At 65.4% G+C, this 24,844-nt stretch carries 23 protein-coding genes; 15 read left to right on the top strand and 8 right to left on the bottom strand.

Going from position 1 to position 24,844, the window contains the following annotated elements; translation table 11 throughout:
• Nucleotides 1–149: 149 nt before the first annotated feature.
• From rpsB to lpxB, 14 genes are all read left to right on the top strand, one after another.
• Nucleotides 150–1,043, top strand: a complete 894-nt coding sequence (gene rpsB / locus DBZ32_RS03540) for a 30S ribosomal protein S2 (RefSeq protein WP_119165720.1) — start codon at nucleotides 150–152, stop codon at nucleotides 1,041–1,043.
• Between the two features lie 143 nt (nucleotides 1,044–1,186).
• The gene (gene tsf, locus DBZ32_RS03535) at nucleotides 1,187–2,113 is read left to right on the top strand and encodes a translation elongation factor Ts (protein ID WP_119165719.1); all 927 of its coding nucleotides are present in this window, start codon (nucleotides 1,187–1,189) and stop codon (nucleotides 2,111–2,113) included.
• Nucleotides 2,114–2,204: 91 nt separating this feature from the next.
• The gene (gene pyrH, locus DBZ32_RS03530) at nucleotides 2,205–2,930 is read left to right on the top strand and encodes a UMP kinase (protein WP_119165718.1); all 726 of its coding nucleotides are present in this window, start codon (nucleotides 2,205–2,207) and stop codon (nucleotides 2,928–2,930) included.
• Nucleotides 2,931–2,976: 46 nt separating this feature from the next.
• The gene (gene frr / locus DBZ32_RS03525) at nucleotides 2,977–3,534 is read left to right on the top strand and encodes a ribosome recycling factor (RefSeq protein ID WP_119165717.1); all 558 of its coding nucleotides are present in this window, start codon (nucleotides 2,977–2,979) and stop codon (nucleotides 3,532–3,534) included.
• A 128-nt stretch (nucleotides 3,535–3,662) separates the two neighbouring features.
• Nucleotides 3,663–4,343: an isoprenyl transferase gene (locus DBZ32_RS03520; protein ID WP_235830079.1), complete on the top strand. Its 681-nt coding sequence runs from the start codon at nucleotides 3,663–3,665 to the stop codon at nucleotides 4,341–4,343.
• On the top strand, nucleotides 4,288–5,154 hold the full coding sequence (locus tag DBZ32_RS03515) for a phosphatidate cytidylyltransferase (protein ID WP_119165716.1): 867 nt from the start codon (nucleotides 4,288–4,290) through the stop codon (nucleotides 5,152–5,154). Before DBZ32_RS03520 ends, DBZ32_RS03515 begins: the two co-directional genes overlap by 56 nt.
• Nucleotides 5,151–6,314, top strand: coding sequence for a 1-deoxy-D-xylulose-5-phosphate reductoisomerase (locus DBZ32_RS03510; RefSeq protein WP_119165715.1), 1,164 nt, complete (start codon nucleotides 5,151–5,153; stop codon nucleotides 6,312–6,314). The genes DBZ32_RS03515 and DBZ32_RS03510 overlap by 4 nt, the downstream gene beginning before the upstream one ends.
• A 119-nt stretch (nucleotides 6,315–6,433) precedes the next feature.
• Nucleotides 6,434–7,603, top strand: coding sequence for an RIP metalloprotease RseP (gene rseP / locus DBZ32_RS03505; RefSeq protein ID WP_119165714.1), 1,170 nt, complete (start codon nucleotides 6,434–6,436; stop codon nucleotides 7,601–7,603).
• 128 nt (nucleotides 7,604–7,731) lie between these two features.
• Nucleotides 7,732–10,026 (top strand): outer membrane protein assembly factor BamA, encoded by a 2,295-nt coding sequence (gene bamA, locus DBZ32_RS03500; protein ID WP_235830034.1) that lies wholly within the window; start codon nucleotides 7,732–7,734, stop codon nucleotides 10,024–10,026.
• A 213-nt stretch (nucleotides 10,027–10,239) separates the two neighbouring features.
• Nucleotides 10,240–11,265 carry a UDP-3-O-(3-hydroxymyristoyl)glucosamine N-acyltransferase gene (gene lpxD, locus DBZ32_RS03495; RefSeq protein WP_119165713.1) on the top strand — a complete coding sequence of 342 codons (1,026 nt, stop codon included), beginning with the start codon at nucleotides 10,240–10,242 and terminating at the stop codon, nucleotides 11,263–11,265.
• Nucleotides 11,266–11,267: 2 nt separating this feature from the next.
• Nucleotides 11,268–11,741, top strand: a complete 474-nt coding sequence (fabZ, locus tag DBZ32_RS03490) for a 3-hydroxyacyl-ACP dehydratase FabZ (protein ID WP_119165712.1) — start codon at nucleotides 11,268–11,270, stop codon at nucleotides 11,739–11,741.
• Complete coding sequence (lpxA, locus tag DBZ32_RS03485; RefSeq protein ID WP_119165711.1) at nucleotides 11,741–12,556, top strand: acyl-ACP--UDP-N-acetylglucosamine O-acyltransferase; 816 nt, start codon at nucleotides 11,741–11,743, stop codon at nucleotides 12,554–12,556. The genes fabZ and lpxA overlap by 1 nt, the downstream gene beginning before the upstream one ends.
• Nucleotides 12,546–13,421, top strand: a complete 876-nt coding sequence (locus DBZ32_RS03480; protein ID WP_119165710.1) for an LpxI family protein — start codon at nucleotides 12,546–12,548, stop codon at nucleotides 13,419–13,421. The genes lpxA and DBZ32_RS03480 overlap by 11 nt, the downstream gene beginning before the upstream one ends.
• A gap of 12 nt (nucleotides 13,422–13,433) precedes the next feature.
• Nucleotides 13,434–14,627 carry a lipid-A-disaccharide synthase gene (lpxB, locus tag DBZ32_RS03475; RefSeq protein WP_119165709.1) on the top strand — a complete coding sequence of 398 codons (1,194 nt, stop codon included), beginning with the start codon at nucleotides 13,434–13,436 and terminating at the stop codon, nucleotides 14,625–14,627.
• Here lpxB and DBZ32_RS03470 read toward each other — a convergent pair.
• From DBZ32_RS03470 to gltX, 3 genes are all read right to left on the bottom strand, one after another.
• Nucleotides 14,624–14,971 (bottom strand): TraR/DksA family transcriptional regulator, encoded by a 348-nt coding sequence (locus tag DBZ32_RS03470; protein WP_119165708.1) that lies wholly within the window; start codon nucleotides 14,969–14,971, stop codon nucleotides 14,624–14,626. The two genes, lpxB and DBZ32_RS03470, sit on opposite strands and share 4 nt — an antisense overlap.
• A gap of 130 nt (nucleotides 14,972–15,101) precedes the next feature.
• Nucleotides 15,102–16,430: a citrate synthase gene (gltA, locus tag DBZ32_RS03465; protein ID WP_119165707.1), complete on the bottom strand. Its 1,329-nt coding sequence runs from the start codon at nucleotides 16,428–16,430 to the stop codon at nucleotides 15,102–15,104.
• 141 nt (nucleotides 16,431–16,571) lie between these two features.
• Nucleotides 16,572–17,957, bottom strand: coding sequence for a glutamate--tRNA ligase (gltX, locus tag DBZ32_RS03460; protein WP_119165706.1), 1,386 nt, complete (start codon nucleotides 17,955–17,957; stop codon nucleotides 16,572–16,574).
• Nucleotides 17,958–18,196: 239 nt separating this feature from the next.
• On the opposite strand from gltX, the gene DBZ32_RS03455 reads away from it, so the two are divergent.
• Complete coding sequence (locus DBZ32_RS03455; RefSeq protein WP_119165705.1) at nucleotides 18,197–20,374, top strand: ComEC/Rec2 family competence protein; 2,178 nt, start codon at nucleotides 18,197–18,199, stop codon at nucleotides 20,372–20,374.
• A gap of 33 nt (nucleotides 20,375–20,407) precedes the next feature.
• Here the strand turns inward: DBZ32_RS03455 and lexA are convergent, their stop codons facing one another.
• From lexA to trpD, 5 genes are all read right to left on the bottom strand, one after another.
• On the bottom strand, nucleotides 20,408–21,094 hold the full coding sequence (gene lexA, locus DBZ32_RS03450; protein ID WP_119165704.1) for a transcriptional repressor LexA: 687 nt from the start codon (nucleotides 21,092–21,094) through the stop codon (nucleotides 20,408–20,410).
• Between the two features lie 194 nt (nucleotides 21,095–21,288).
• Complete coding sequence (locus tag DBZ32_RS03445) at nucleotides 21,289–22,503, bottom strand: molybdopterin molybdotransferase MoeA (protein WP_119165703.1); 1,215 nt, start codon at nucleotides 22,501–22,503, stop codon at nucleotides 21,289–21,291.
• A 10-nt stretch (nucleotides 22,504–22,513) separates the two neighbouring features.
• Complete coding sequence (moaC, locus tag DBZ32_RS03440; protein WP_119165702.1) at nucleotides 22,514–22,990, bottom strand: cyclic pyranopterin monophosphate synthase MoaC; 477 nt, start codon at nucleotides 22,988–22,990, stop codon at nucleotides 22,514–22,516.
• On the bottom strand, nucleotides 22,987–23,796 hold the full coding sequence (trpC, locus tag DBZ32_RS03435) for an indole-3-glycerol phosphate synthase TrpC (RefSeq protein WP_119165701.1): 810 nt from the start codon (nucleotides 23,794–23,796) through the stop codon (nucleotides 22,987–22,989). The genes moaC and trpC overlap by 4 nt, the downstream gene beginning before the upstream one ends.
• The gene (trpD, locus tag DBZ32_RS03430) at nucleotides 23,793–24,842 is read right to left on the bottom strand and encodes an anthranilate phosphoribosyltransferase (protein WP_119165700.1); all 1,050 of its coding nucleotides are present in this window, start codon (nucleotides 24,840–24,842) and stop codon (nucleotides 23,793–23,795) included. The genes trpC and trpD overlap by 4 nt, the downstream gene beginning before the upstream one ends.
• Between the last annotated feature and the right edge of the window lie 2 nt (nucleotides 24,843–24,844).

Genomic DNA, 24,844 nt, shown 5'->3' with positions numbered 1-24,844 from the left:
ACGCGGGCTTCATCGGTCGTTCGGCGGTCCCTTGCACTTCCGTACGACCTCTCCGGTGTCCGAGTTCCGGTGGCTTTTGCCAGATGACCGGGATCGGATCGGCGGCTCGCGGAGGTACGAACCGGACAAAAGAAGGACACAGTCGAGCCATGGCTCTTCCCGATCTCTCTATGCGCCAGCTGCTTGAAGCCGGCGTTCACTTCGGACACACGACGCGCCGCTGGAACCCGAAGATGTCGCCCTACATCTTCGGGGTGCGCAACAACGTGCACATCCTCGATCTGCAGCAGACCGTTCCCCTGTTTCACCAGGCCCTGGTCTTTCTGCGTCAGGTGGCGGCCGGCGGCGGACGCGTCCTGTTCGTCGGCACCAAGCGCCAGGCCAGTGAAGTAGTGGCCGCCGCGGCTCAGCGCAGCGGTCAGTACTACGTCAATCACCGTTGGTTGGGCGGCATGCTGACCAACTGGAAGACGATCTCCCACTCGATCAGGCGCCTGAAGGAGCTCGACACGCGTCTGGCCGACGAAGACAGCGGCCTGACGAAAAAGGAGCTGCTGATCATGACGCGCGACCGCGACAAGCTCGAGCGCGCGCTGGGCGGGATCCGGGACATGGGCGGTCTGCCGGATGCGATCTTCGTAATCGACACCAACAAGGAGCACTTGGCGATCAACGAGGCCAACGTGCTCAACATCCCGGTGATCGCGGTGCTCGACTCCAACTCCGATCCGAGCGGGGTCGCCCATCCGATTCCGGGCAACGACGACGCGATCCGCGCCATCCAGACCTACTGCGATCTTGCGGTCGAGGCGATCCTCGACGGCCTGCAGCAGGAAGTCATGGCGTCGGGCGGCGATATCGGCGCCTCGGCGGACGTTCCGCATGAGCCGGCCGTTGTTGCCGAACCTCCCGCTGAGACCCCCGCCGAAACGCCGCAGGCGGACGTGCCGAATGAAAGCAGCAGCGCAGCGAGCGCTGCCGAGGTTAAGGGACCGGCAAGCGAAACGCCGGCCGCCGAAGAGACGAAGCCCGCCGAAGCCTGAGGCCGGGACGGGCGCCTGGGGAACGAGAAGCGGCGGCTCCGAACGGCCGCCGTTCTCACGTTGACGCCGGGTCATGACGAATTTCTATTGAGGCCTGCCGGCCGCCTGGCCGTAGCGCTGAGACGCAAGAGGGTAGAAAAAAGATGGCCGAGATCACTGCCGCCCTGGTGAAGGAGCTGCGCGACAAGACCGGCGCCGGCATGATGGACTGCAAGAAGGCGCTGACCGAATCGAACGGCGACTTGGAAGCCGGCGTCGACTGGTTGCGTAAAAAGGGCCTATCGGCGGCCGCGAAGAAAGCCGGCCGCACCGCGGCGGAAGGCTTGGTGTCGGTCGCTGTTTCCGGAACCGCCGGCGCCGTCGCCGAAGTCAACGCCGAGACCGACTTCGTGGCTCGGAACGAGCAGTTCCAAGCCTTCGCCGCCAAGGTCGCCGAGCTGGCGCTGCAGGCCAAGGGGGACCTGCAAGTGCTGCAAGGGCTCGACTACCCCGGCACTGGCCGCAGCGTTTCGGAAGAACTGACCAACCTGATCGCGACGATCGGCGAGAACATGAATCTGCGCCGCACCGCGCAGCTTCAGGTCGGCGACGGCGTCGTTTGCTCCTACATCCATGCGGGTGTGGCCGACGGGCTCGGCAAGATCGCGGTTTTGATCGCCCTAGAGTCGACGGCCGACAAAGACAAGCTGACGGAACTCGGCCGCCAGTTGGCCATGCACGTGGCGGCCGCCAGCCCCCAGGCGCTGGACGTCGGCGACGTCGATCAGACGGCCCTCGACCGCGAGCGCGAGATTCTGAGCGACCAGGCCCGCGCCTCCGGCAAGCCCGAAGACATCATCGCCAAGATGGTGGAGGGCCGGCTGCGCAAGTACTACGAAGAAGTGGTGCTGCTCGAGCAGGTCTACGTCATCGACCAGGAAAACAAGGTCAAGAAGGTGGTCGAGCAGGCAGCCAAGGATCTCGGCGCTCCGGTCACGCTCGCCGGATTCGCCCGGTTTCAGCTCGGCGAGGGAATCGAGAAGGAAGAATCGGACTTCGCCGCCGAAGTGGCCGCGGCGCGGGGAGCCTAATCCGGATCTTTACGTCCTGGGAGGCGTGGCGCGCGGGACTCGTCACCTTTGCTGCTAGGCTAGAACCAACAGCGAATCGGGCAACAACGGAATGAACGGTCAGCCGACCTACAAGCGGGTTCTTCTCAAGGTCTCCGGCGAGGCTCTGATGGGGCAACGCGACTACGGGCTGGAGCCCGAAACGGTCGACCGTCTGGCCGAGGAGATCGAAGCCGTTCATGGGATGGGCATTGAACTCTGCCTGGTGATCGGCGGCGGCAATATCTTTCGCGGTGTATCCGGGGCGGCCCGGGGCATGGATCGCGGGGCGGCCGATCACATGGGCATGCTCGCCACTGTGATGAATTCCCTGGCGGTTCAGAACGCTCTGGAGAAACGCCAGGTGCCGACCCGTGTACAGTCGGCGATCCCGATGGCGGCGGTCTGCGAACCCTACATCCGCCGCCGCGCCATTCGGCACATGGAAAAGGGGCGGGTGGTCATCTTGGCGGCCGGCACGGGCAACCCCTTCTTCACGACCGATACCGCCGCCGCCCTGCGCGCCTGCGAGATCCGCTGCGACGCCTTGCTGAAGGGCACCAAGGTGGACGGAGTCTATGACGCCGATCCGATGAAGTACCCCGATGCGAAGCGCTACGAACGCCTGAGCTATCACGAGGTCCTGTCGCGCGACCTCGGCGTCATGGACCATTCCGCCATTTCTCTAGCGCGGGAAAACCACATTCCGATACTAGTATTCTCCATCGCCCAGCCCGGCGCTTTCGCCAAGGTCGTCTGCGGCGACGGGCTGTTCACGATCGTCGAAGACGACGCCTGATCACGAAGAAGACCCGACGTAGTGTTTCTCCAAGGGGGCAACGACAATGGCCGCGGACGATATAAGCGATCTTAGCAAACGCATGGATGGCGCGCTGCAGGCCCTGAAGCGCGAATTCGCGGGGCTGCGCACCGGCCGCGCCTCCACGGGTCTGCTCGAGCCGATCATGGTCGAAGCCTACGGTCAGCAGATGCCGCTGAACCAAGTCGGAACCGTTTCCGTCCCGGAACCACGGATGCTGACGGTTCAGGTCTGGGACAAGGGGATGGTGTCGAAGGCCGAGAAGGCTATCCGGGAAGCCGGTCTCGGCCTCAACCCCTCCAACGACGGCAATATGGTCCGGATCCCGATTCCACCGCTGTCCGAAGAGCGCCGCCAGGAGTTGACGAAGGTCGCCGGCCGCTATGCCGAACAGGCGCGGGTTGCAGTTCGCAACGTACGCCGCGATGGCATGGAGGCTCTGAAGCATCAGCAGAAGGACGGTGAGATTTCCGAGGACGAGCAGCGGCGCATCTCCGACGACATCCAGAAGCTGACGGACGAGCACGTAAAGGCGATCGACGAGACTCTTTCCGCCAAAGAAGCCGAGATCATGCAGGTGTGAGCGCCGAGGCAATGCCCGAAGCCCCAATCAGCGCGCAACAGCCGATGCAGGACCGTCTTCCCGAACGTGCCGTTTCCCCCGGCACCGGAGGCGGCGATCCTGCGGTCCCTCGACACGTCGCCGTCATCATGGACGGCAACGGACGCTGGGCCGCGTCCCGCAGCCTTCCGCGCACCGCCGGTCACAGGCGCGGGGCCGATGCGGTCCGCCGCTGCATGGAGGCGGCTGGAGAGCTGGGTGTCGAATACCTGACGCTCTTCGGGTTTTCGTCGGAGAACTGGGGCAGGCCGGAGAACGAAGTCAGCGATCTCATGGGCTTGCTGCGCCGCTATCTGCGCAGCGAGATCGCGGAAATGCATGAAAAGGGCGTGCGCCTGCGCGTGATCGGCGACCGCAGCAAGCTCGACTCCGATATCGTGTCGCTGATCGAAGATGCCGAGCAGCGCACGGCCGGCAACGACCGTCTGCATATGACAGTGGCGCTGAGTTACAGCGGGCGTGAAGAGATCGCCCATGCCGCGCGCGAGATTGCGCGCGAGGCTGCCGCCGGTCGCCTGAATCCCGAGACCGTCGATACCCAAGCCGTTGCTGCGCGCTTGCTGACGGCGGATATCCCGGACCCCGATCTTCTGATCCGCACGAGCGGGGAGCAGCGGCTCAGCAACTTCCTGCTTTGGCAGCTCGCCTACGCCGAACTGGTATTCATCGACTGCCTTTGGCCGGACTTCGGGCACGCGGAACTGAAGACCGCCGTTGCGGAGTTCCAGCGCCGCGATCGGCGCTACGGTCTTGCGGTCGGCTCTCGGTGAGGCAGTGGCGCGCACCCTGACCGTGCGGGTGCTCTCGGCGCTTGTTCTTGCCCCCCCTGTTCTTGTCCTCCTTTGGCTGGGGCCGCCCTGGACGGACCTGCTGTTGTTCATGGCGGCAGGTATCATGGTCTGGGAATGGGCACGCATGTGCGGCGCTCGCTCGGTTGGCTGGCTCGAAGCCGTCTCGATCCTCGCCGTCACCGCCGCGGTGGCCGTGGGAGCAACTCTGGGCATCGCTTCTGCCTTCGCCGTGGTCGTCTTGGGTGCACTGGCTGCTGGCGCCGTCGCGGCTCTGCGGCGCAGGCGGGAGGCCGACGACGGCAGTTTCGGCTGGTTTGGCCTGGGGGTGGTCTATGTCGCCGTGCCCTTGCTCGCCTTTCAGTGGCTGCGCGGTCTCGAGACCGGACAGGCCCTGATCGTATGGCTCGTGCTGGTCGTCTGGGCCACGGACATCGGGGCCTTTGCCGTAGGCCGTACCGTGAGAGGCCCGAAACTCTGGCCGGCTGTCAGTCCGAGCAAGACCTGGGCCGGGGGGGTTGGAGGGGTGATCGCCGCAGGGGCGGTCGGCGCGGCTCTGGTCAGATTTTCGGGAGCGGAGCACTTGGTCGCGGCGACGCTTTTCGCGATTGTGACCTCGATCGCCGCGCAGATTGGCGACTTCTTCGAGTCCTTCGTAAAACGACGGTTCCATCGTAAGGACAGCTCGGGCCTAATCCCAGGTCACGGCGGACTGCTGGATCGGGTCGACGGGCTGATCGGCGGTACACTGGCGGTGGCGTCCGTCATCGCCCTCAAGGAGGTTGTGTTATGATCCAAGACGCGCCGCGCAGTCTGACGGTGTTGGGCGCGACCGGCTCGATCGGCGCGAGTACGCTGGACTTGGTCCGCCGCGCGCCCGAGAGCTTTCAGGTGGAAGCGCTGACGGCCCATCGCTCGGCGGAACAACTGGCCGAAGCGGCCAAAGCGGTTGGGGCCAAACTTGCCGTCGTTGCGGACCCCGCCGCATACGATACCCTCAAGCAGGCCCTGTCTGGCAGCGGTGTCGAAGCCGCCGCCGGCGTCGAGGCGGTCGTCGAGGCGGCCGAACGCCCGGCGGATTTCGTGATGTCCGCGATCGTGGGAGCCGCTGGGCTGGCACCGACGCTGGCGGCCGTTCGGCGAGGCGCGGTAATCGGCCTAGCCAACAAGGAGACTTTGGTTTGCGCCGGAGCCTTGTTCAAGCGCGAGGTGGAGCGCGCGGGCGCCACGCTCTTGCCGGTCGACTCCGAGCACAACGCGATTTTCCAGGTGCTGGACCGCGACCGTCCCGAGGGTGTGGAGAAGATCATCCTGACGGCCTCGGGAGGACCGTTCCGCAGTTGGGAGCGTGACGCCATGTCACGCGTCACCCCGGAACAGGCGGTTGCCCATCCCAACTGGTCCATGGGTGCGAAGATCTCCGTCGATTCCGCGACCATGATGAACAAGGGTCTCGAGGTCATCGAGGCGGCCTATCTGTTCGACCAACCCCGCGACAGGATCGAGGTTTTGGTCCATCCGCAATCGGTGGTTCACTCCATGGTCGCCTATGTCGACGGCTCGGTGTTGGCTCAGCTCGGCGCCCCCGACATGCGTACCCCGATCGCCTATAGTTTGGCGTGGCCGGCGCGGATGCACGCACCGGTCGAGCGCCTCGACCTTGGGAAGATCGGTCAGCTCACTTTCGAAGCCCCGGACGAAGTGCGCTTTCCGGCCTTGCGGCTGGCGCGCGAAGCGCTGGCGACGGGGGCGGGGGCTCCCTCCGTGCTCAATGCGGCGAACGAGATCGCGGTGGCGGCCTTCCTGAACCGGGAGCTCGATTTCCTCGGTATTGCCGACGTGGTCGAGTCGACCCTGGAGCGCCTGGCGGGACGCAGCATTCCCGATCTCGACAGCGTCCTGGCCCTGGACCACGAGGCGCGCCGTTTGGCGCAAGAGGCGCAGGCTCGATAGGCCGTCGGTCTCTAGAGCAAGTTTTATAGGGTTAGCTTGAAATTCACGGCGCGCGGCGACAGGTGCTATAACGTGCGCGCCGGATCTTGGCGTAGCAGCGCAGACGAGACGATACGATCATGGATATCATTGGTTTCATAACTAGTTACGCTATTCCTTTCATAGTGATTCTGAGCATTCTGGTCTTCGTGCACGAGCTGGGGCACTACTGGGTCGCACGGCGCTGCGGGGTGCGGGTCGAGGCTTTTGCCATCGGTTTCGGACCGGAGCTTTTCGGCTGGACGGCAAAGTCAGGCACGCGTTGGAAAGTCTGCGCTCTGCCGCTCGGCGGCTATGTGAAGATGTTCGGCGATGCCGATGTAACGTCGCGTCCGCCCAGCAGTGCTGCAGCGGGCGGCGAGCTGGAGACTGGTGAGGAAACCGGCGACTGGGCGAGCGGTCAGGCCAGACCCCTGACGCCCGAGGAGCGCGCCGTCTCCTTCCATCACAAGTCCTTGAGGCAGCGCACGGCGATCGTGGCGGCCGGCCCGGCCGCGAACTTCCTCTTCGCCATCGTCGCCCTGGCCCTGCTTTTCGCGACGGAAGGGCAACGCACCACGCCGCCGGTGGTTGGCGAAGTGGTGGAGAACAGCGCGGCGGCGGAGGCGGGAATCCAGCCCGGTGACCGCTTCCTGGCCATAAACGGCACCGGCATCGAGCGATTCGAGCAGATTCAGCGCGTGGTTCAGTTGAATCTGGCGGAACCGCTGCAGGTTACCTTGCAACGCGACGGCGCGGAGCAAGTGCTGACGGTTGCGCCGCGCATCGTCGAGACCACGGACAACTTCGGCAACACGATGGAACGCGCTCTGCTGGGGATCGCGGCGAGCGGAACGGAGATGGTGCGCCACGACCCGGTAACCGCGGTCTGGCGCGCGGCCGAGGAAACCGGCTCCCTGACCTGGGGTACCTTGCGTTACGTCGGTCAGATGATCACCGGCAATCGCAGTGCGGATGAACTCGGCGGCCCGATCATGATCGGGGAGATGTCGGGCCGAGTCGCCGAGTTCGGACTGGTCGCCGTGATCTCCTTCATGGCGGTGCTGTCCATCAATCTCGGCCTGATCAATCTCTTCCCGGTGCCGATGCTCGATGGCGGGCATCTGCTGTTTTACGCCATCGAAGGACTGCGTGGACGGCCACTTGGTGAGCGGGCTCAGGAATACGGTTTCCGCATCGGCCTGGCTCTGGTATTGACCCTGATGCTCTTCGTAACCTTTAACGATCTCAGCCGCTTAAACGTGTTCTGATTGATGGGGTGCGGGGATCGTGGCCCGAGCATGCCCGCGCGTTCGCCGTGCTCAAGCATGCCTGCCGAGCGAGCCAGGGACGCACAGTCGTGGAAACGCGCTGTCCGGGAAGAGTTAGGGGAGTTCTTTTGCGCGCTTTGAGACCGGTTTTTTGCGGCCTGTTCCTGGCAATCGCGGCCTTTTCGCTGAATCCCCTGGCGAGTTCACCGGCGATGGCCCAGTCGATCATGCAGGGCGGCTTGATCGAGGAGATCCGGATCGAGGGCGCACAGCGAATCGACCCGCAAACCGTGCGGTCCTACATGCTGGTCGACCCCGGCGATCAGTTTGATCCCTTGCGGCTCGACGAGTCGTTGAAAGCCATCTTCGACACGGGCCTGTTTGCCGACGTCACGCTGCGGCGCGAAGGCAATACCCTGGTTGTCGACGTCGTCGAGAATCCGATCATCAACCGGATCGCTTTCGAGGGGAACGACGCGATCGAAGACGGCGAACTGGAGGGCGAGGTCGAACTCCGCCCCCGCGTCGTCTACACGCGCACCCGCGTCCAGAACGATGTCCAACGCATGTTGGACCTCTATCGCAGGAACGGCCGCTTCGCCGCGCGGGTCGAACCGAAGATCATCGAGCTGCCGCAAAACCGCGTCGACCTGGTGTTCGAGATCAACGAAGGGGAGGTGACGGGCATCAAATCCGTCAACTTCATCGGCAACCGCGCCTTCTCCGACGGCAGCCTGCGCAGCGAGATCTCCACGACGGAGTCGGCCTGGTACCGGTTTCTCTCCACCGACGACACCTATGACCCGGATCGTCTGAACTTCGACCGGGAGCTGCTGCGCCGCTTCTATCTTTCGGAAGGCTACGCGGACTTCCGCGTCCTCTCAGTGGTCGCCGAACTGGACGACGACCGCAGCGGCTTCATCGTCACCTTCACCATGGACGAAGGCCCGCGTTACGACTTCGGCGAGGTCGACCTCACCACCACGCTGAAAGATCTGAATGTCGAGCAGCTTCGCGGCGAACTGCAGGCCGAACCGGGCGACGTCTATGACGCGACGGCGGTCGAGGCGGACGTCGACACTCTGACCGACGTCGTCGGCAACCTCGGCTATGCCTTCGTCGATATTCGCCCCCGTACCCGTCGGGACCGCGAGAACCTGACCATCGGAATCACCTACGATATTCAGGAAGGCCCAAAGGTCTTCGTTGAACGCATCGATATCCAGGGCAATACGCGCACCCTGGACAGGGTGATCCGGCGTGAGTTCCGTCTGGTCGAGGGCGACGCCTTCAATGCATCGAAGCTGCGCCGGTCCCGTCAGCGCATCGAGAACCTCGGTTTCTTCCGCTCGGTCAATGTCCAGCAGGAGCCCGGCAGCGCCCCCGACCGCAGCGTCATGAAGGTCGAGGTGGAGGAGCAGTCGACGGGTGAAATAACCATCGGTGCCGGTATCTCGACCTCTGCGGGGCCGCTCGGCAACATCCAGCTCCGCGAACGCAATCTGCTCGGGCGAGGCCAGGATCTTCGCCTGGGCTTCACCTTGTCCGGTTCCTCATCCCAGATCGATCTGAGCTTTACCGAACCGTACTTTCTCGATCGCCCGATCGCCGCCGGCTTCGACGTGTTTCGCGTCACTCGAGAGTTCGAAGAGAGCGATTTCGACCAGCAGCGAATCGGCTTCGGTCTGCGCGCGGGTTACGATCTGACCGAACACACGCGCCACGTCGTGCGCTACCGGCTGGAGCGCCAGGAAATCTCCGATGTGGACGATGATGCCTCGATCCTGATCCGGTCGGAGGAAGGCGATACCCTGCGCTCCATCGTCGGCCAGGACCTGACATGGGATCGGCGGGATAACCGCTTCGACACCCGCGAAGGCTACCGTCTCCGGCTGTCGAACGAGGTCGCGGGCCTCGGCGGCGACGTCTCCTTTCTGCGCAACACGCTTGAAGGCGATTACTACGTCCCGGTTCTGGAGAGCATGACACTCAGGTTCGGCGGCGAGTTCGGCTACATGTTCGGCATCGGCGAAGACACAAGGATCGCGGATCGCTTTTTCATTGGCGGCGAAACCTTCCGCGGGTTCGAGCCGGGCGGTGCCGGTCCGCGCGACGTCGAGGCCGACGACGCACTCGGCGGTAACACCTACTACAAGGGAACCGTCGAGCTTTCCTTCCCGCTGGGGCTGCCGGAGGAATTCGAAATCCGCGGACGCCTGTTCACCGATATCGGTGCCAGCTTCGACGCGGACAGCGACGAGGACTTCGTCGAAAACTCAGCCGCCCCGCGTGTCAGTGTCGGGCCAGGTATTTCTTGGCGCTCTCCTTTCGGGCCGCTGCGCCTCGATATCGGCTTTCCAATCGTCAAGGAAGACTTCGACGAGGAGCAGCTCCTGAGCTTCAGCTTCGGGACTCAGTTCTAACCCTGGCGGATTGGCTCGGGGGTGTTCCTTGGCTTCCTATACGCTTGGCTTCGTATTCTCTTTGGCTTGCGCGGCTGTCGGCGTGCCGAGGCGCCACAGTCCGCGGACCTCATGAGCCGCGCACCGATTCCCTTGAGCCAAGATCTGCTCTAGGCTCCATCTACCTCCGAAGTGCAGGCGAGTCGCCGCACCAACCTCACCGAGACATGATTTATGGCCGATCCGCGCTTTTTCACGAACGTCGGACCCTTTCGTATGGATCGTCTGGCCGAGATCGCGGACGCCGAGCTCGGCGGCGCAGCCGATCCAGCCCTCGAAGTCAGCGACGTGGCCCCACTCGATACGGCCGGGCCGGAGGACCTCTCTTTCCTCGACAACCGCCGCTACGTGAAGGTCTTCGAGGCGTCGCGGGCCGGCGCCTGCATCGTGCATCCCGATTTCGCTGCACGAGCGCCTCAAGGCATGGCTCTGCTTATCACGCCACAGCCCTACAAGGCTTACGCGCGGGTCGCCGGTGCCTTCTATCCCAGGCCCACGCGCGAAGGCGGAGTTCATTCCACGGCGATCGTCGATGACACGGCGACCCTCGGTGCCGATGTCCGGATCGGCCCCTATGCCATCGTCGGGCCGAATGTCGATCTCGGCGCCGGCGTCTGTCTGCATGCACAGGTCGTTGTCGACTCCGGCGTGTCCATCGGTGCCGGGACCGAGGTGATGCACGGCGCCAGCCTTTCGCACTGTTCGATTGGCCGGAACTGCCTGATCCATGCCGGCGCGCGGATCGGAAACCGCGGCTTCGGTTTCGCCATCGACCCGAACGGCTACGTAGACGTGCCTCAACTCGGCTGCGTACAGGTCGGGGACGGCGTGGAGATCGGGGCTAATGCCACGATCGACCGCGGCGCCGGGCCGGACACGGTCATTGGCGACGGCTGCAAGATTGATAATCTGGTGCAATTGGGGCACAACGTGCGCCTCGGTCGGGGCTGCGTTCTCGTTGCGCAGTCGGGGATCGCCGGCTCTTCGAAGCTGGATGATTTCGTCATGATCGCCGCGCAAGGCGGCGTGGGGGGGCATCTGACCCTTCACGCCAAGGCACAGTTGGCCGCCAAGTCCGGTTTGATGCACGACATTCCGCCGGGTGAGACTTACGGTGGCCTGCCGGCAATGCCGTTGAAGGATTTTTTCCGGCTGGTCACGCTTTGGAAGCGCCAATTGAAGAACATGGAAAAGAAATAGGGATGGCCGAAGACGCAGCGACCCTCGCCAGGGAGGCCGGTGCCGCCGATATCATGGCGGTGATGCAGATGATCCCGCATCGCTACCCCTTCCTGATGATCGACCGCGTGGTCGATATTCACCTCGATCACAGTGCAGTCGGTATCAAGAACGTCTCGATCAACGAGCCGCACTTTCAGGGCCATTTCCCACGGCAGCCGGTCATGCCCGGCGTTCTGATCGTCGAGTCCATGGCGCAGACCGCTGCCGTGCTGGTGGTCGAGACCCTGGAAGGGGCGGCTGCCGGGAAACTGGTCTATTTCATGACCGTCGACAGCGCTCGCTTCCGCAAGCCGGTCGTACCCGGGGACCAGCTGCTGGTACATGTGACCAAGCTGAAAAACCGGGGACCGGTCTGGAAGTTCTCCGGCGAAGCCAAGGTCGAGGGAACGCTGGTGGCCGAGGCGACCTTCACCGCCATGATCATGGACGATTGATGTCCTCGGTAGAGACGTCCGGCGTTCACGCGACTGCCATCGTCGATCCCTCCGCGCGGCTAGGGTCAGGGGTCCGCATCGGCCCCTACTGCGTGGTCGGCGGCGAAGTGACCCTGGACGACGAGGTCGTCCTACACAGTCATGTGGTTGTCGAGGGACGCACGACCGTCGGGCCGCGCACTCAGATCTTTCCCTTCGCCTCCATCGGCCACCGGCCGCAAGACCTGAAGTACGACGGCGAGACCTCCGCGCTCTCGATCGGCAGCGACTGCATGATCCGCGAACATGTCACCATGAACCCCGGCACCGAGGGTGGGGGCATGCTGACGCAAGTCGGGAGCGGCTGCCTCTTCATGGTCGGCGCGCACGTCGCCCACGACTGCAAGATCGGCGACAGGGTCATTCTGGCCAACAACGCGACACTGGCCGGGCACGTCCACGTCGGAGATCACGCCACCATCGGAGGACTTTCGGCGGTCCACCAGTTCGTGAGGATCGGCGCTCACGCGATGATCGGCGGCATGTCGGGCATCGAACACGACGTCATCCCCTACGGACTGGCGATGGGCGAGCGCGCGCGCCTGTCGGGAGTGAATATCATCGGGATGAGGCGCCGGGGCTTCGACAAAACTGCGATCCAGGGTTTGATGGCGGCTTATCAGCAGCTTTTTGCAAGCGAAGGAACTTTGGCAGAGCGGATCGGGCAGGTGGCCGAGGAACACGACACCAACGACGTGGTCCAGGCAATCGTCGAGTTCGTGCGCCAGGACTCGTCGCGGCCCCTTTGTCGACCGAAGCCGGGCCATGGGCATTGACGTTCGCAAGCTCGACGATGCAGCCGCGACTACCGAACTGCCGAAGCTTGGCGTGCTCGCCGGCGGAGGCGCGCTTCCGCGCCGCCTGATCGCAGCAGCCCGCGCCCAGGGCCGCGAAGTCTTCGTGATCGCCTTTCACGGTCAGACCGATACGGCGACGGCGGAGGCGGCGCCTTCGCTCTGGACACATCTCGGCCATGCCGGCGAAGCCCTCGAGCGATTGCGCGGCGAGAAGGTCGAGGAACTGGTTCTGGCGGGTCCCATTCGGCGCCCGAGCCTGCTCAAGCTGCGCCTCGATGCGCGCGCAGCGAAGTTCGTCGCGCAGGTCGGGCGTCGCGCCTTCGGTGACGATGGCCTGCTGGGCGCCGTCGTTCGCGCGCTGGAGGAAGAGGAGGGCTTTCGGGTGATCGCCGTGCAGGACATCCTCGGCGACCTGCTGATCGCGGCGGGCGTCTACGGACGACATCGACCCGATGCCCAAGCGGACGCCGATATCGCGCGAGGCCTGGAGATCGTCCAGGCGCTCGGCCGGCTGGACGTCGGCCAGGCGGCCGTGGTCCAGCAAGGCCTCGTTCTCGGAGTCGAAGCGATCGAAGGCACCGACGCGCTGCTGCGTAGAGCCGCAGAGCTGCGCCGCGACGGACCCGGCGGGGTCTTGATCAAGACTGCGAAGCCGGGCCAGGAAACGCGGGTCGATCTGCCCACCATCGGCCTCGAAACGGTCGAACGCGCCAAGTCCGCCGGTCTGCGGGGGCTTGCGGTTCAAGCCGGAGCTACCTTGGTGGTCGAACGACAAGGGGTTGTCGCGGCCTGCGACGAGGCGGCCCTCTTCCTGATCGGCCTCGACCTCGATCACAGGCAGTGAGAGGTATGGGCCGTGACGGAACTGGACGGTGACGGACCGCTGGTCTTTCTGATCGCCGGTGAGCCATCCGGCGACCAGCTTGGTGCGGGCCTGATGGCAGCCCTGAAAGCCGAAACGACCGCGCCGATTCGCTTCGCCGGTGTCGGCGGCCCCCGCATGGAATCCGAAGGCCTCACGAGCCTCTTTCCCATGAGCGACCTGGCTGTCATGGGACTGGTCGAGATCCTGCCGCATCTCTTCCGCATCCTGAGGCGCCTGTCCGAGACCGAGGCGGCCGCGCGCCGGCTCCGGCCAGACGTCCTGATCACCATTGACTCCCCGGCCTTTTCCCTGCGCGTCGCCAAACGCCTGAAGGAGGAGGGCTTTCCGCTGGTGCACTACGTCGCCCCCTCGGTCTGGGCCTGGAAACCCTGGCGCGCGCGACGGATCGCCGCCTTCCTCGATCATCTCCTGGCGTTACTGCCATTCGAACCGCCCTACTTCGAGCGCCATGGGCTGGCCACGACCGTGGTGGGACATCCGGCCGTCGAGGGCGCGGCTTCTCTGGCCGACGGACTCGCCTTTCGTGCGGCGCACGGTGTCGGGGTTGGTGGCGATACGCCCCTTCTGGCCGTATTGCCGGGAAGCCGTCAGAGCGAAGTCGGCCGCCTCTGCGGGATTTTCGGCGAGACCCTGGGCGGCCTGAAGCGCGACTTTCCGAACCTGCGCGCGGTCGTCCCGACCGTTCCCAACGTGGCCGACTTCGTCCGTTCGGCGATCGCGGACTGGCCGGTCGAAACGCTGCTGCTGGAACGTCCGGAGCAGAAGTATGGCGCCTTCGCGGCCGCCGACGCGGCCCTGGCAGCCTCGGGAACAGTGGCGGTCGAACTGGCGGCGGCCAGGGTGCCCACGGTGATTGCCTATCGGGTCAGTCCGGTTTCGGCGGCCATTGCGCGGCGCCTGCTGACAGTCCGCTATGCCTCGATCCCCAACCTGGTCCTCGATCGGCAGATCCAGCCGGAGTTCCTGCAGGAGAACTGCCGACCTGACCGCCTGGCCGCTGCCCTGTCGGAGTTGCTCGCCGACAAGGCCCTGCGAGACCGGCAGTCCGCCGAGCTAGACCTTGTCGTCCAGGCTCTCTCGGGCGCCGGCGAGGGGCGGCCAAGCCAGCAGGCGGCGCAAGCGGTTCTCAGGGTGATGGCGGGCCGGCACACGCCGCGAGACTAACCGGCCGCGCAGTCCACGCAGCTCGGCGTGGCTGGGTCCAACCCAAGGCGCTTCGGCGCGATTTCCTCCCCGCAGACTGTGCAGGCACCGTATTCGCCATCTGCAAGACGCTGCAGGGCCGCCTCCAGACGCCGGATCTCCTGCTGCCGTCTGGCCTCGGTGGCCTGCGCCATAGCCTGACCTTGCAAGGCGTCCATGCGGCTCAGCCGTCCGACCCGGGTCTGGTCCAACTCCACGGCCGCCCGCGACTCGCCGCTATCTTGGCTGAGACGTTCCAGTTCCCACAGGCGCGACCGGAGACGGCGCTCGATTTCGGTGTCGTCGGCAAGCCAATCCTGCGTCATGGAAGCAGCCTAAATCAGATCGCGATCTGGCTGAATCGCTTTGCGATCGGGCCTCGATCGATCCGCTCCCGAACGCGAAAGGGGCGCGTGGACAACCGCACGCCCCTTCAGAGCTAAAAACCGCTCGTCTCTAGCGCTGATCGCAGGGAACGAATTCCCGCTCCGTGTAGCCGGTGTAGAGCTGCCGCGGCCGGCTGATGCGATGGCCCGGGTCCTCGATCATCTCGGTCCATTGGGCAACCCACCCGACCGTGCGCGCCAGGGCGAACAGAACCGTGAACATGCTGGTCGGGAAGCCCATCGCCTGGAGAATGATGCCCGAATAGAAGTCGACGTTCGGGAAGAGTTTCTTCTCCGCGAAGTAGGGATCTTCCAGTGCGATCCGCTCCAGTTCCATGGCCAGAGCGAGCAACGGCTCGTCGCGTTTGCCCAGTTCGTCCAGCACTTCGTGGCAGGACTGCTGCATGACCTTCGCGCGAGGATCGTAGTTCTTGTAAACGCGATGGCCGAAGCCCATCAGGCGGAAAGGATCGTTTTTGTCCTTGGCGCGCGCGAGGAATTCGGGAATGCGGTCCTTGGTCCCGATCTCCTGCAGCATCTGCAAAACCGCCTCATTGGCGCCGCCGTGGGCCGGCCCCCAGAGACTGGCGATCCCGGCGGCGATGCAGGCGAAGGGATTGGCGCCCGAAGAGCCGGCAATACGGACCGTCGAGGTCGACGCATTCTGCTCGTGATCGGCATGCAGGATGAAGATGCGGTCCATGGCCCGAGCCAGAACCGGGTTGACCTTGTAGGGCTCCGCCGGAACCGCGAAGGCCATCTGAAGAAAATTCTCCGAGTACTTCAGATCGTTGCGCGGATAGACGAAGGGCTGCCCAATCGAATACTTGTAGGCCCAGGCCGCAATCGTCGGCATCTTCGCGATCAGCCGATGCTGCGCCACCATCCGCTGGTACGGATCGGTGATATCGGTCGAGTCGTGATAGAAGGCGGAAAGAGCGCCCACGACCCCGACCATGATCGCCATCGGGTGCGAATCCCGCCGGAAACCGCGATAGAAGTTGACCATCTGCTCGTGCAGCATGGTGTGATAGGTGATGTCGTGATCGAACTTGGCGAGCTGCTCCGCAGTCGGCAGTTCGCCGTGCAGCAGCAGATAGCAGACCTCCATAAAGGTACAGTTGGAGGCGAGATCCTCGATCCGGTAGCCGCGGTGCATCAGCACGCCTTCGTCACCGTCGATGAAGGTGATCGCCGAATCGCAGGAGGCCGTCGAGGTGAATCCCGGATCGTAGGTAAACATGCCCGTATCCGCGTAGTACTTGCGAATGTCGACGACATCGGGCCCCGTGGTGCCCTTGATCACTGGGAGCTCCCAGGACTTTCCGGTCGCATTGTCTGTGAGCGTTACCGTCTGGGTGTCGGCGCTCTTGGCAGCCGTCGCGGAGCCATTGGTCATTCGCTTGATCCTCGCGCTGAGGCCTGGCGGCACTTTAATGAGGCCGCGCCCGGCTCGTTCGTTGCGACGCAGCATAAGGGCAAGCCCCGAGCAAGGCAAACACGGTAAGCTTTTCTTTTTAATTAGGAGGTTAGCGCAGGTTTATGCGGCTCTATCGGCAATCCGATCGAGGCTTTCCTGACGGCCCAGAACCTGCATGACCTCGAAGACCGGCGGCGAAACATTCGATCCCGTCAGAGCGGCGCGAAGCGGCTGAGCCGCGGCACCGAGTTTCACGCCCTGAGCCTCCGCGAATTGCCGCACCAGGCTCTCCAGGGCCTCTGCCGTCCAGTCGTTGCAGCTCTGCAGCTCCGCATGCAGCTTCGACAGAATGGCCGGCGCATCCCCAGCAAGCAGCTTTGCCGCCTTGTCGTTCAGAGCCAAAGGGCGATCTCGCAGATAAAATTCAGCCATTTCAGAGAGCTCGGCAACTGTCTTCACGCGCGCTTTCAGGCCTTGCATGCCGGCGACCAGTCTGTGCCGCCCCGTTTCGGAGACCGCCTGGAATCGGGACGCGACCAGATCGGCCAGGCGTTCGTCGTCCGCCTCGCGAAGATAGTGGCCGTTGAGATGATCCAGCTTCTGCAGATCGAAGCGGGCGGGCGAGCGGCCGACGCCATCCAGGTCGAACCAATCGATGGCCTGTGCGGTCGGGATGATCTCGTCATCGCCATGTCCCCAACCGAGCCGCAGCAGATAGTTGCGCAGCGCCTCGGGCAGGTAGCCTAGCTCGCGATAGGCCTCGACGCCGAGGGCGCCGTGACGCTTCGACAGCTTGGCGCCGTCGGGACCGTGAATCAGCGGGATGTGGGCGAAAACGGGCGGCTCCCAGCCAAGCAGCCGATAGAGCTGGGTCTGCCGGAAGGCGTTGGTCAGGTGATCGTCGCCGCGGATCGCATGGGTCACGCCCATGTCGTGATCGTCGACGACCACCGAGAGCATGTAGGTCGGCGTGCCGTCCGCCCGAAGCAGTACCATATCGTCCAACTGACCGTTGGCGACCGTGACGGTCCCCTGGACGAGGTCGTCGATGCTGGTCTCGCCGGTCTGCGGCGCCTTCATGCGGACGGCCGGCGCGACACCCGCCGGGGCCTCGGCGGGATCGCGATCTCTCCAGGTGCCGTCGTAACGCATCGGCCGGCCTTCGGCCTTAGCGGCCTCGCGCATGGCTGTCAGTTCGTCCGGGCTGCAGTAGCAACGATAGGCCTTGCCCTCAGCCAGCAGGCGATGTGCCGCCGCCTGGTGTTGCTCGGCACGCTTCGACTGATAGACCTCGGGTTCATCCCACTGCAGCTCAAGCCAGCTCAGCCCGTCCAGAATGGCGTCGATCGCCTCCTGCGTGGAGCGCTTGCGGTCGGTGTCTTCGATGCGCAACAGGAACTTACCGCCGTGATGGCGGGCGAAGAGCCAGTTGAACAGGGCGGTGCGCGCGCCGCCGATGTGGAGGAAGCCGGTTGGCGACGGCGCGAAGCGGGTGACGACGGTCATCGGTTTTTGGCGCTGCTCTTTGATGGTGGCGGAAGCGAAAAGGCGGCGCTCCTCTAACACAGCCGGTCACGGCCTGCCCAGCACCCACGACCGCGGCACAGGCGTCAGGGCCTCGGCAAACGCGTGAACAGTTGGCATCGCAAGGCCGAAGGCTCGCAGCTAGGGCACAGCTTGCGGTAGTCTTCGCGAGAGACCTCGGCAATTAGGGTTTAGACCTTGCCACGGCGAGTCCAAGCATCATGACGGCGCAGCAGCGCGCGGCAGGTCCGGTCGGGGTCCGGGCCGATCCGCGCAAGGCCTTGCGTTCGCTGGGCCGGCTTCAAGAGACAGCGCTGGAAGAGCGTGATCGCTGGGCCCTCTGGCTCCCCGTGATCCTGGCATCGGGCATTGGCGTCTACTTCGCCCTACCGACCGAGCCGCCCGGTTGGCTCGGGGCGGCGGCTGCGACGCTGGCAGCTGTCATAGCCCTGCTCGGTCTGCGACGGCCGGCGCTGTTTCTTCTCGGAATCGGGGGACTGAGCCTCTCGGTCGGTTTCGCGGCCGCTCAGTGGCGGACAGCGGCCGTGGCGGCGCCGGTGCTGCAGCGAGACCTCGGACCGGTCGGACTGAGCGGTCGGGTCGTCAAGTTGGAGCGGGGCCAGGGCCGGGTGCGGCTGACCCTGGAGCAGCTCGATGTCGACCGGCTGGAAACCGCGGCGACCCCTGCACGGGTTCGGATCAGTTCTTCCGGCACCGCCGCCGCCGATCTCGCGCCCGGGGACTGGGTCCGTGGACTCGCGGTGTTGCAGCCGCCCCCGGAACCGGCCGCGCCCGGCGGATACGACTTCGCGCGGCGGGCCTGGTTCGAACGGCTCGGCGCGGTCGGCTACAGCTTGGGTGCGCCCCAACCTATCGCGCAGCCGCCGGACCAGCTGGCGGAGTCCCGCAGGTTCGAGGGCTGGCGCCTCTTCTGGGAAGGCCTGCGTCAAAGGATTGCCGAGCGGATCCTTGCTGTCCTGCCCCGGGAACGCGGCGCCCTGGCCGTCGCCCTGACGGTCGGCAAGCGCGACGCCATCGCGCCCGATTTGCTCGACGCCATGCGGGACTCGGGGCTCGCCCACCTGCTGGCGATCTCCGGACTGCATATCGGCCTGGTCGCCGGCAGCATGTATCTCGGCCTGCGCCGTTTGCTGGCCTGCTGGCCCTTCGTGGCCCTGCGCTATCCGATCAAGAAGTGGGCTGCTGTCGCGGGGTTGGCGACCGCTTTCGTCTATCTCTTCCTGGCCGGCGCCACCATCCCGACTCAGCGCGCCTTCCTGATGGTCGGTCTCATCTTCCTCGGCGTCCTGCTCGACCGCTCGGCCGTGTCGCTGCGGCTGGTGGCCTGGGCGGCGGCGGTGGTCTTGCTGATCGCTCCCGAGAGCCTGCTGTCGGCGTCGTTCCAGATGTCCTTCGCAGCCGTCGTCGCGCTGGTATCAGGCTACGAGGCCTATGCCGAGCGTCGCGCCCGCCGGGATGTCGCGCGCTTGCGCGAGGGCGCCGATCCCGTCTGGCGTAAGCCGGCAGCCTACTTCGGCAGTCTCCTTCTCTCCTCGGGGATCGCGGTCGCGGCCACCACGACCTACGCCTGGTATCACTTCAACCGCTTTGCCTGGGCCGGCCTCGCCGCCAATCTGGCCGCCGTTCCCCTGACCGCCTTCGTCGTGATGCCGGCGGCGCTACTGGCCTTTCTCGCGATGCCCTTCGGGCTGGAGGCCGCGCCGCTCTGGCTGATGGGGCAGGGGCTCGGGCTCCTGATCGTCATCGCGCGAGAGACCGCAAGCTGGCCGGGCGCCGTGCAGTTGCTGCCGGCCTTGCCGACCTGGGGTCTCGTCGCCGTGACGCTCGGCGGTCTGTGGCTCTGTCTGTGGCGCCGAGCCTGGCGCTACGCCGGCGTCGCCGTCATCGCCGTCGGCCTCAGCGGTGTTCTGCTGCGGACTCCGCCCGACCTGCTGATCAGCTCCGACGGCGGCCTGATCGCCGCCCGCGGTCCGGACGGCGATCTCGCGCTGTCGGAGAGCCGCCGCCAGACCTTCGTGCGTGAGCAGTGGCTGCGCCGCGCGGCGCAGGCGGCTGCGGCCAGCTGGCCGCCCGCAGGCAATTGGCTGCTCTGCGACGGAGCCGGTTGCATCTACCGCCGCCACGATTGGACCGTCGCGCTGGCACGCAGTCCCGCCGCCCTCCTGGAGGACTGCAAAGACGCGGACCTGATCGTCGCGCCCTTTCCGGTCCCAAGAGGCTGCTTCACCAGCGGATCCGACGGCCCGAGAGTGATCGACCGCTTCGACCTCTGGCGGGACGGCGGCCATAGCGTCAGGCTGTACGAAGAGGGGCTAAAGGTCGACACGGTACGGTCCACGCGCGGCACCCGCCCCTGGACACGTCATCCCTCGGACTAAATCCGATATCTCAATGCGATGAGAGGCGTAGCTCTAGTAGCGACGCAGCAGGCCGATCAAGCGGCCCTGCACCTTCACGCGATCCGGCGGGAACAACCGCGGCTCGTAATTGCGGTTGGCCGGCTCCAGCGCGATGGCGCCGCCGCGTCGGCGCAGGCGCTTGAGGGTGACTTCCCCGTCGTCGACCAGGGCAACGACGATGGCACCGTTCTCCGCCTGATCGCTGCGTTCGATCACGACCGTATCGCCGTCCAGGATCCCGGCTTCGACCATGGAGTCGCCCTCCACTTGGAGTGCGTAGTGTTCGCCGCGACCGAGCAGCTCCGTCGGGACGTCGACATAGGCGGAGTGGTCTCTCAGCGCCTCGATCGGGGTGCCGGCCGCGATCCGTCCATAGAGAGGTAGACTGACGGCTTCGCTGTCGTTCGCGACGCGTGCGCCGGACAGACCCGGGCGCCGACCGCCTTCGATCACGTTAGGGGCGAAGCCGGGCTTGCCGGCAAGGTTCTCCGGAAGACGGACCACCTCGATGGCGCGGGCCCGATGGGGCAGGCGGCGAATGAAGCCGCGCTCCTCCAGACCCGTGATTAGACGATGGATCCCGGACTTGGATTTCAGCCCGAGCGCTTCCTTCATCTCGTCGAAAGAGGGAGAGACTCCGTGGTCGCTCAAATGAGCATGGAGAAATAACAGAAGTTCGTGTTGTTTACGCGTCAGCATGGCCCGTGACTCTCCCCCTGCGGAGCCGTCTGGAACGAGGAACACTTCGCGCCTGGCACCGTCCGTCGCAACGTCGATTTATCATCCTTCGGATTGCCGGATCGCCCTTTAGAAGAGCCGGTAATTCGTTAAGATGAATCGCTTTTTGTTCTAATCGCGTTCCGTTCGTACGTCAAGCGTTCCCGGAATAGTTCCTATATTGACCTAAGGCTTCCAGGAAAACGGAGCAGATCCACAAGCTGTCCGGCGGGGAGCGGCGGCGCATGCGGAGCGCGTACGATCAAGGCATCGGCTCTCGCCAGAGTCGCAAGCATGGAGCTGTCTTGTTTGGGGAAGGGGCGGGCCAGCAAACGGCCATCTTTGCCGGCCTCGAGCGTGGCGCGCAGATAATCCTGCCGCCTGTCGTTGGCGCCCAGGTCCTCGGCCAAGACCGCCGTTTCGGTCGGGTGCGCCGGCCGCTCGAGCCCTTGCAGCCGATCCAGAATCGGGCGGACGAAGAGCAGACCGCAGACAAGACTGGAAACGGGATTGCCCGGAAGCCCCAGCATCGGCGTGCCTCGCAGGTTTCCGAACATGAGGGGCTTGCCCGGACGCATGGCGATTTTCCAGAAATCCAGCTCCAACCCCTCTTCGCCCAGTACGGACCGGATCAGATCGTGCTCGCCCACCGAAGCCCCTCCGGTGGTGACCAGCAGGTCGGCCCCGGCCGCTCCGGCCGACAGGCGGCGCAGCGAATCGGCCGAATCCGCGGCAATTCCCAGGTTGATGGCCTCGCCGCCGCAGGCTTCGACCAGCCCGCAAAGCGCCAAGCCGTTGGAAGAGACGATCTGGCTGGGTCCGATCGGATCGCCCGGCATCACCACCTCGTCGCCGGTCGCCAGAACCGCGACGCGGGGGCGCCGGTGCACCGAAACCCAAGGCCGGTTCATCGCCGCGATCAGCCCCAGATCGCGCACCGTGACGACCCGGCCCGCCGAAACGCCGACGTCGCCGGCGCGGAAGTCGAGTCCGGCCGGCCGGATATAGGTTCCGGCGGCGGCGGCTTCCTTGACGGTCACCGACTCACCGTCGCGCTCCGTGTCCTCCTGGATGACGATAGTATCGGCCCCATCGGGCAGGGGCGCGCCGGTGAAGATCCTGACCGCCTGACCGCACCCCAGGGCCGAGTCGTACCGGCCGCCGGCGGGCAGATGTCCGACCACCTGGAGTCGGGCCGGGACAGTCGCGACATCTTCCGCACGCACGGCATAGCCGTCCATGGCGCTGACGGCAGCCGGCGGCTGCGTCACGCGCGCGATCACGTCGGAGGCCAGCACGCGGCCGAGCGTCTGATTCACCGCCAGAGTCTCCGCCGGCAGAGCGTCGAAGGTCGAGAGGATACGGGTCAGCGCCTCGTCGACGGTGATCATGGCGCCCCTGTCACTCGGAGAGGTAGGTGCCGGACTTGCCACCCGACTTCTCGGTCAAACGAACGGCCTCGATACGCATGGCGCGATCGACGGCCTTGCACATGTCGTAGACCGTCAAGGCAGCCACGCTGACAGCGGTCAGCGCCTCCATCTCGACCCCGGTCCGCCCCTTCAGCTTACAAGTCGCCTCGATCTCGACCGCGTTTCGGTCCGGCAGCAGCCGCAGATCGACCTTGACCGAGGTGAGGGCCAGTGGATGGCAGAGCGGAATCAAGTCGGGTGTCCGTTTGGCGCCCATGATGCCGGCGAGGCGGGCGACGGACAGCACATCGCCTTTCTTGACGCCGCCGGACTGTATCATCCGCAGCGTGTCCGGCTGCATCACCACCTCGCCCTTGGCGGTGGCGCTGCGCTCGGTCTCGGCCTTGGCACCGACATCGACCATGACGGCCTTGCCTTCGGCGTCGAAGTGGGTGAAATCGCTCATGCCGGAGCGTCCGCCGGCGCGAGCAACGCGCGGGTCGCCGCTGCGACATCCATCTGGCGCATCAAGGATTCACCGATCAGAAAGGCCTTGGCGCCCCGCCGGGCCAGCCAGCGCAAGTCCTGGGCCGTGTGGATTCCGCTCTCGGCGACCAGGAAGCGCTCATCCGGTACTTCGGCCGCCAAGAGGGCGAAGGTCTCGAGCGAGACATCGAGCGTCTTGAGATTGCGGTTGTTGATTCCGATCAAAGGTGAGGCCAGGCGCAGCGCACGCCTAAGCTCTTCGGCGTCATGCACCTCCACGAGCACATCCATGCCCAGCGCCGTCGCGGTCGCTTCCAGTTCGGCCGCCTGATCATCGCCGAGCGCCGCCATGATCAGCAGGATGCAGTCCGCGCCCAGGGCCCTGGCCTCGAACACCTGGTAGGGATCGAGCATGAAGTCCTTGCGCAGGACCGGGAGCGGGACCGCCGTGCGCGCAGCCAGCAGATCGGCATCATCGCCCTGAAAGTAGGGGCCATCGGTCAGGACCGAGAGGCAGGCGGCGCCCCCCGCCAGGTAGGCCTCGGCCAGGATCGCGGGTTCGAAATCGGGGCGGATCAACCCTTTCGACGGCGAGGCTTTCTTGATTTCGCAAATCAAGGCCGGCACGTTCCCGGCGGCCTTCGCCAGGAGAGCGGCCAGGAAGCCGCGCGGCGGCTCGGCTTGGGCGGCAGCCGCCGCTTCCTGTGCGGACAGGGGGCGTACCGTCTTGCATCTTTCGATGTGAGCAAGCTTGTCGGCACAGATCCGGGCCAGAACATCGCTCATGGCTGCGCAAGCTCCTGGGTCGGCCTGTTGGTGATCTCGACCAGCTTCGACAGGACCGCACGGGCGTTGCCTCGGTCGATTGCCTCGGCGGCCAGGGCAACGCCGTCGGTCAGGGTCCCGGTCTTGTCCGCAACGATCAGGGCACCGGCAACGGTCAGCAGCACAGTATCCCTGAAGGGGCCGGGCTCGCCGTCCAGCAGGGCCGTGATGGCCTGCGCATTGGCCTTTGCGTCGCCGCCTCGAATATCCTCGACGCCGGCTCGCGGCAAACCCGCATCTTCCGGTGTCACCTCGAAGGTCGAGATCCGTCCCTCCTTCAGTTCGGCGACGTAGCTTCTGCCTGTCGTGGTCATTTCGTCGAAGCCGCCTTCGCCATGAACGACCCAGGCCTTCTCGTGACCGAGCTCGCGAAGGACCTCCGCAATCGGCTCCAGCCAGCGACGGTCGAAGACGCCGAGAAGCTGCCGCTTGACCAGGCAGGGATTAGACAGCGGGCCCAAGAGGTTGAAGATCGTGCGGGTGCCCAGTTCCACGCGCGCCGGCCCCACATGGCGCGTGGCGCTGTGGTGTCGTGGGGCCATCAGGAAGGTGATGCCGGCTTCGAAGAGAGCGGCCTGGACCAAAGCCATGTCGGCATCGATGTCCACACCGAGCGCCGTCAGCACGTCGGCGGCGCCGGACTTCGAGGAGAGCGCCCGGTTACCGTGCTTGGCGACGGGTACGCCGCAGGCCGCCAGCACCAGGGCGGCCGCCGTCGAGATGTTGAGGGTTCCCTTGGCATCGCCGCCGGTCCCGCAAGTGTCCAGGGCGCCAACCGGCGCCTCCAGGGTCAGCATGCGAGCGCGCATGGAGCGCGCCGCCCCCGTGATCTCCTCGACCGTTTCCCCGCGCACCCGCAGCGCCATCAAGAGGCCGCCCATCTGCGCCGGGGTGGCGTCGCCCGACATCATGATGTCGAACGCGCGCTCGGCCTCCGCCCGAGTCAGCGAGCGACCGCTCGCGGCGGCCGCGATCAGGGACTTCATATCTGTGAGATCGCCGGACATGC

The organism is Algihabitans albus (assembly GCF_003572205.1).
In the GTDB taxonomy this organism is placed as follows: Bacteria; Pseudomonadota; Alphaproteobacteria; order Kiloniellales; family DSM-21159; genus Algihabitans; species Algihabitans albus.
The sequence above is the reverse complement of the archived record's forward strand: the minus strand, read 5'-3'. Positions and strand labels throughout refer to the sequence as shown.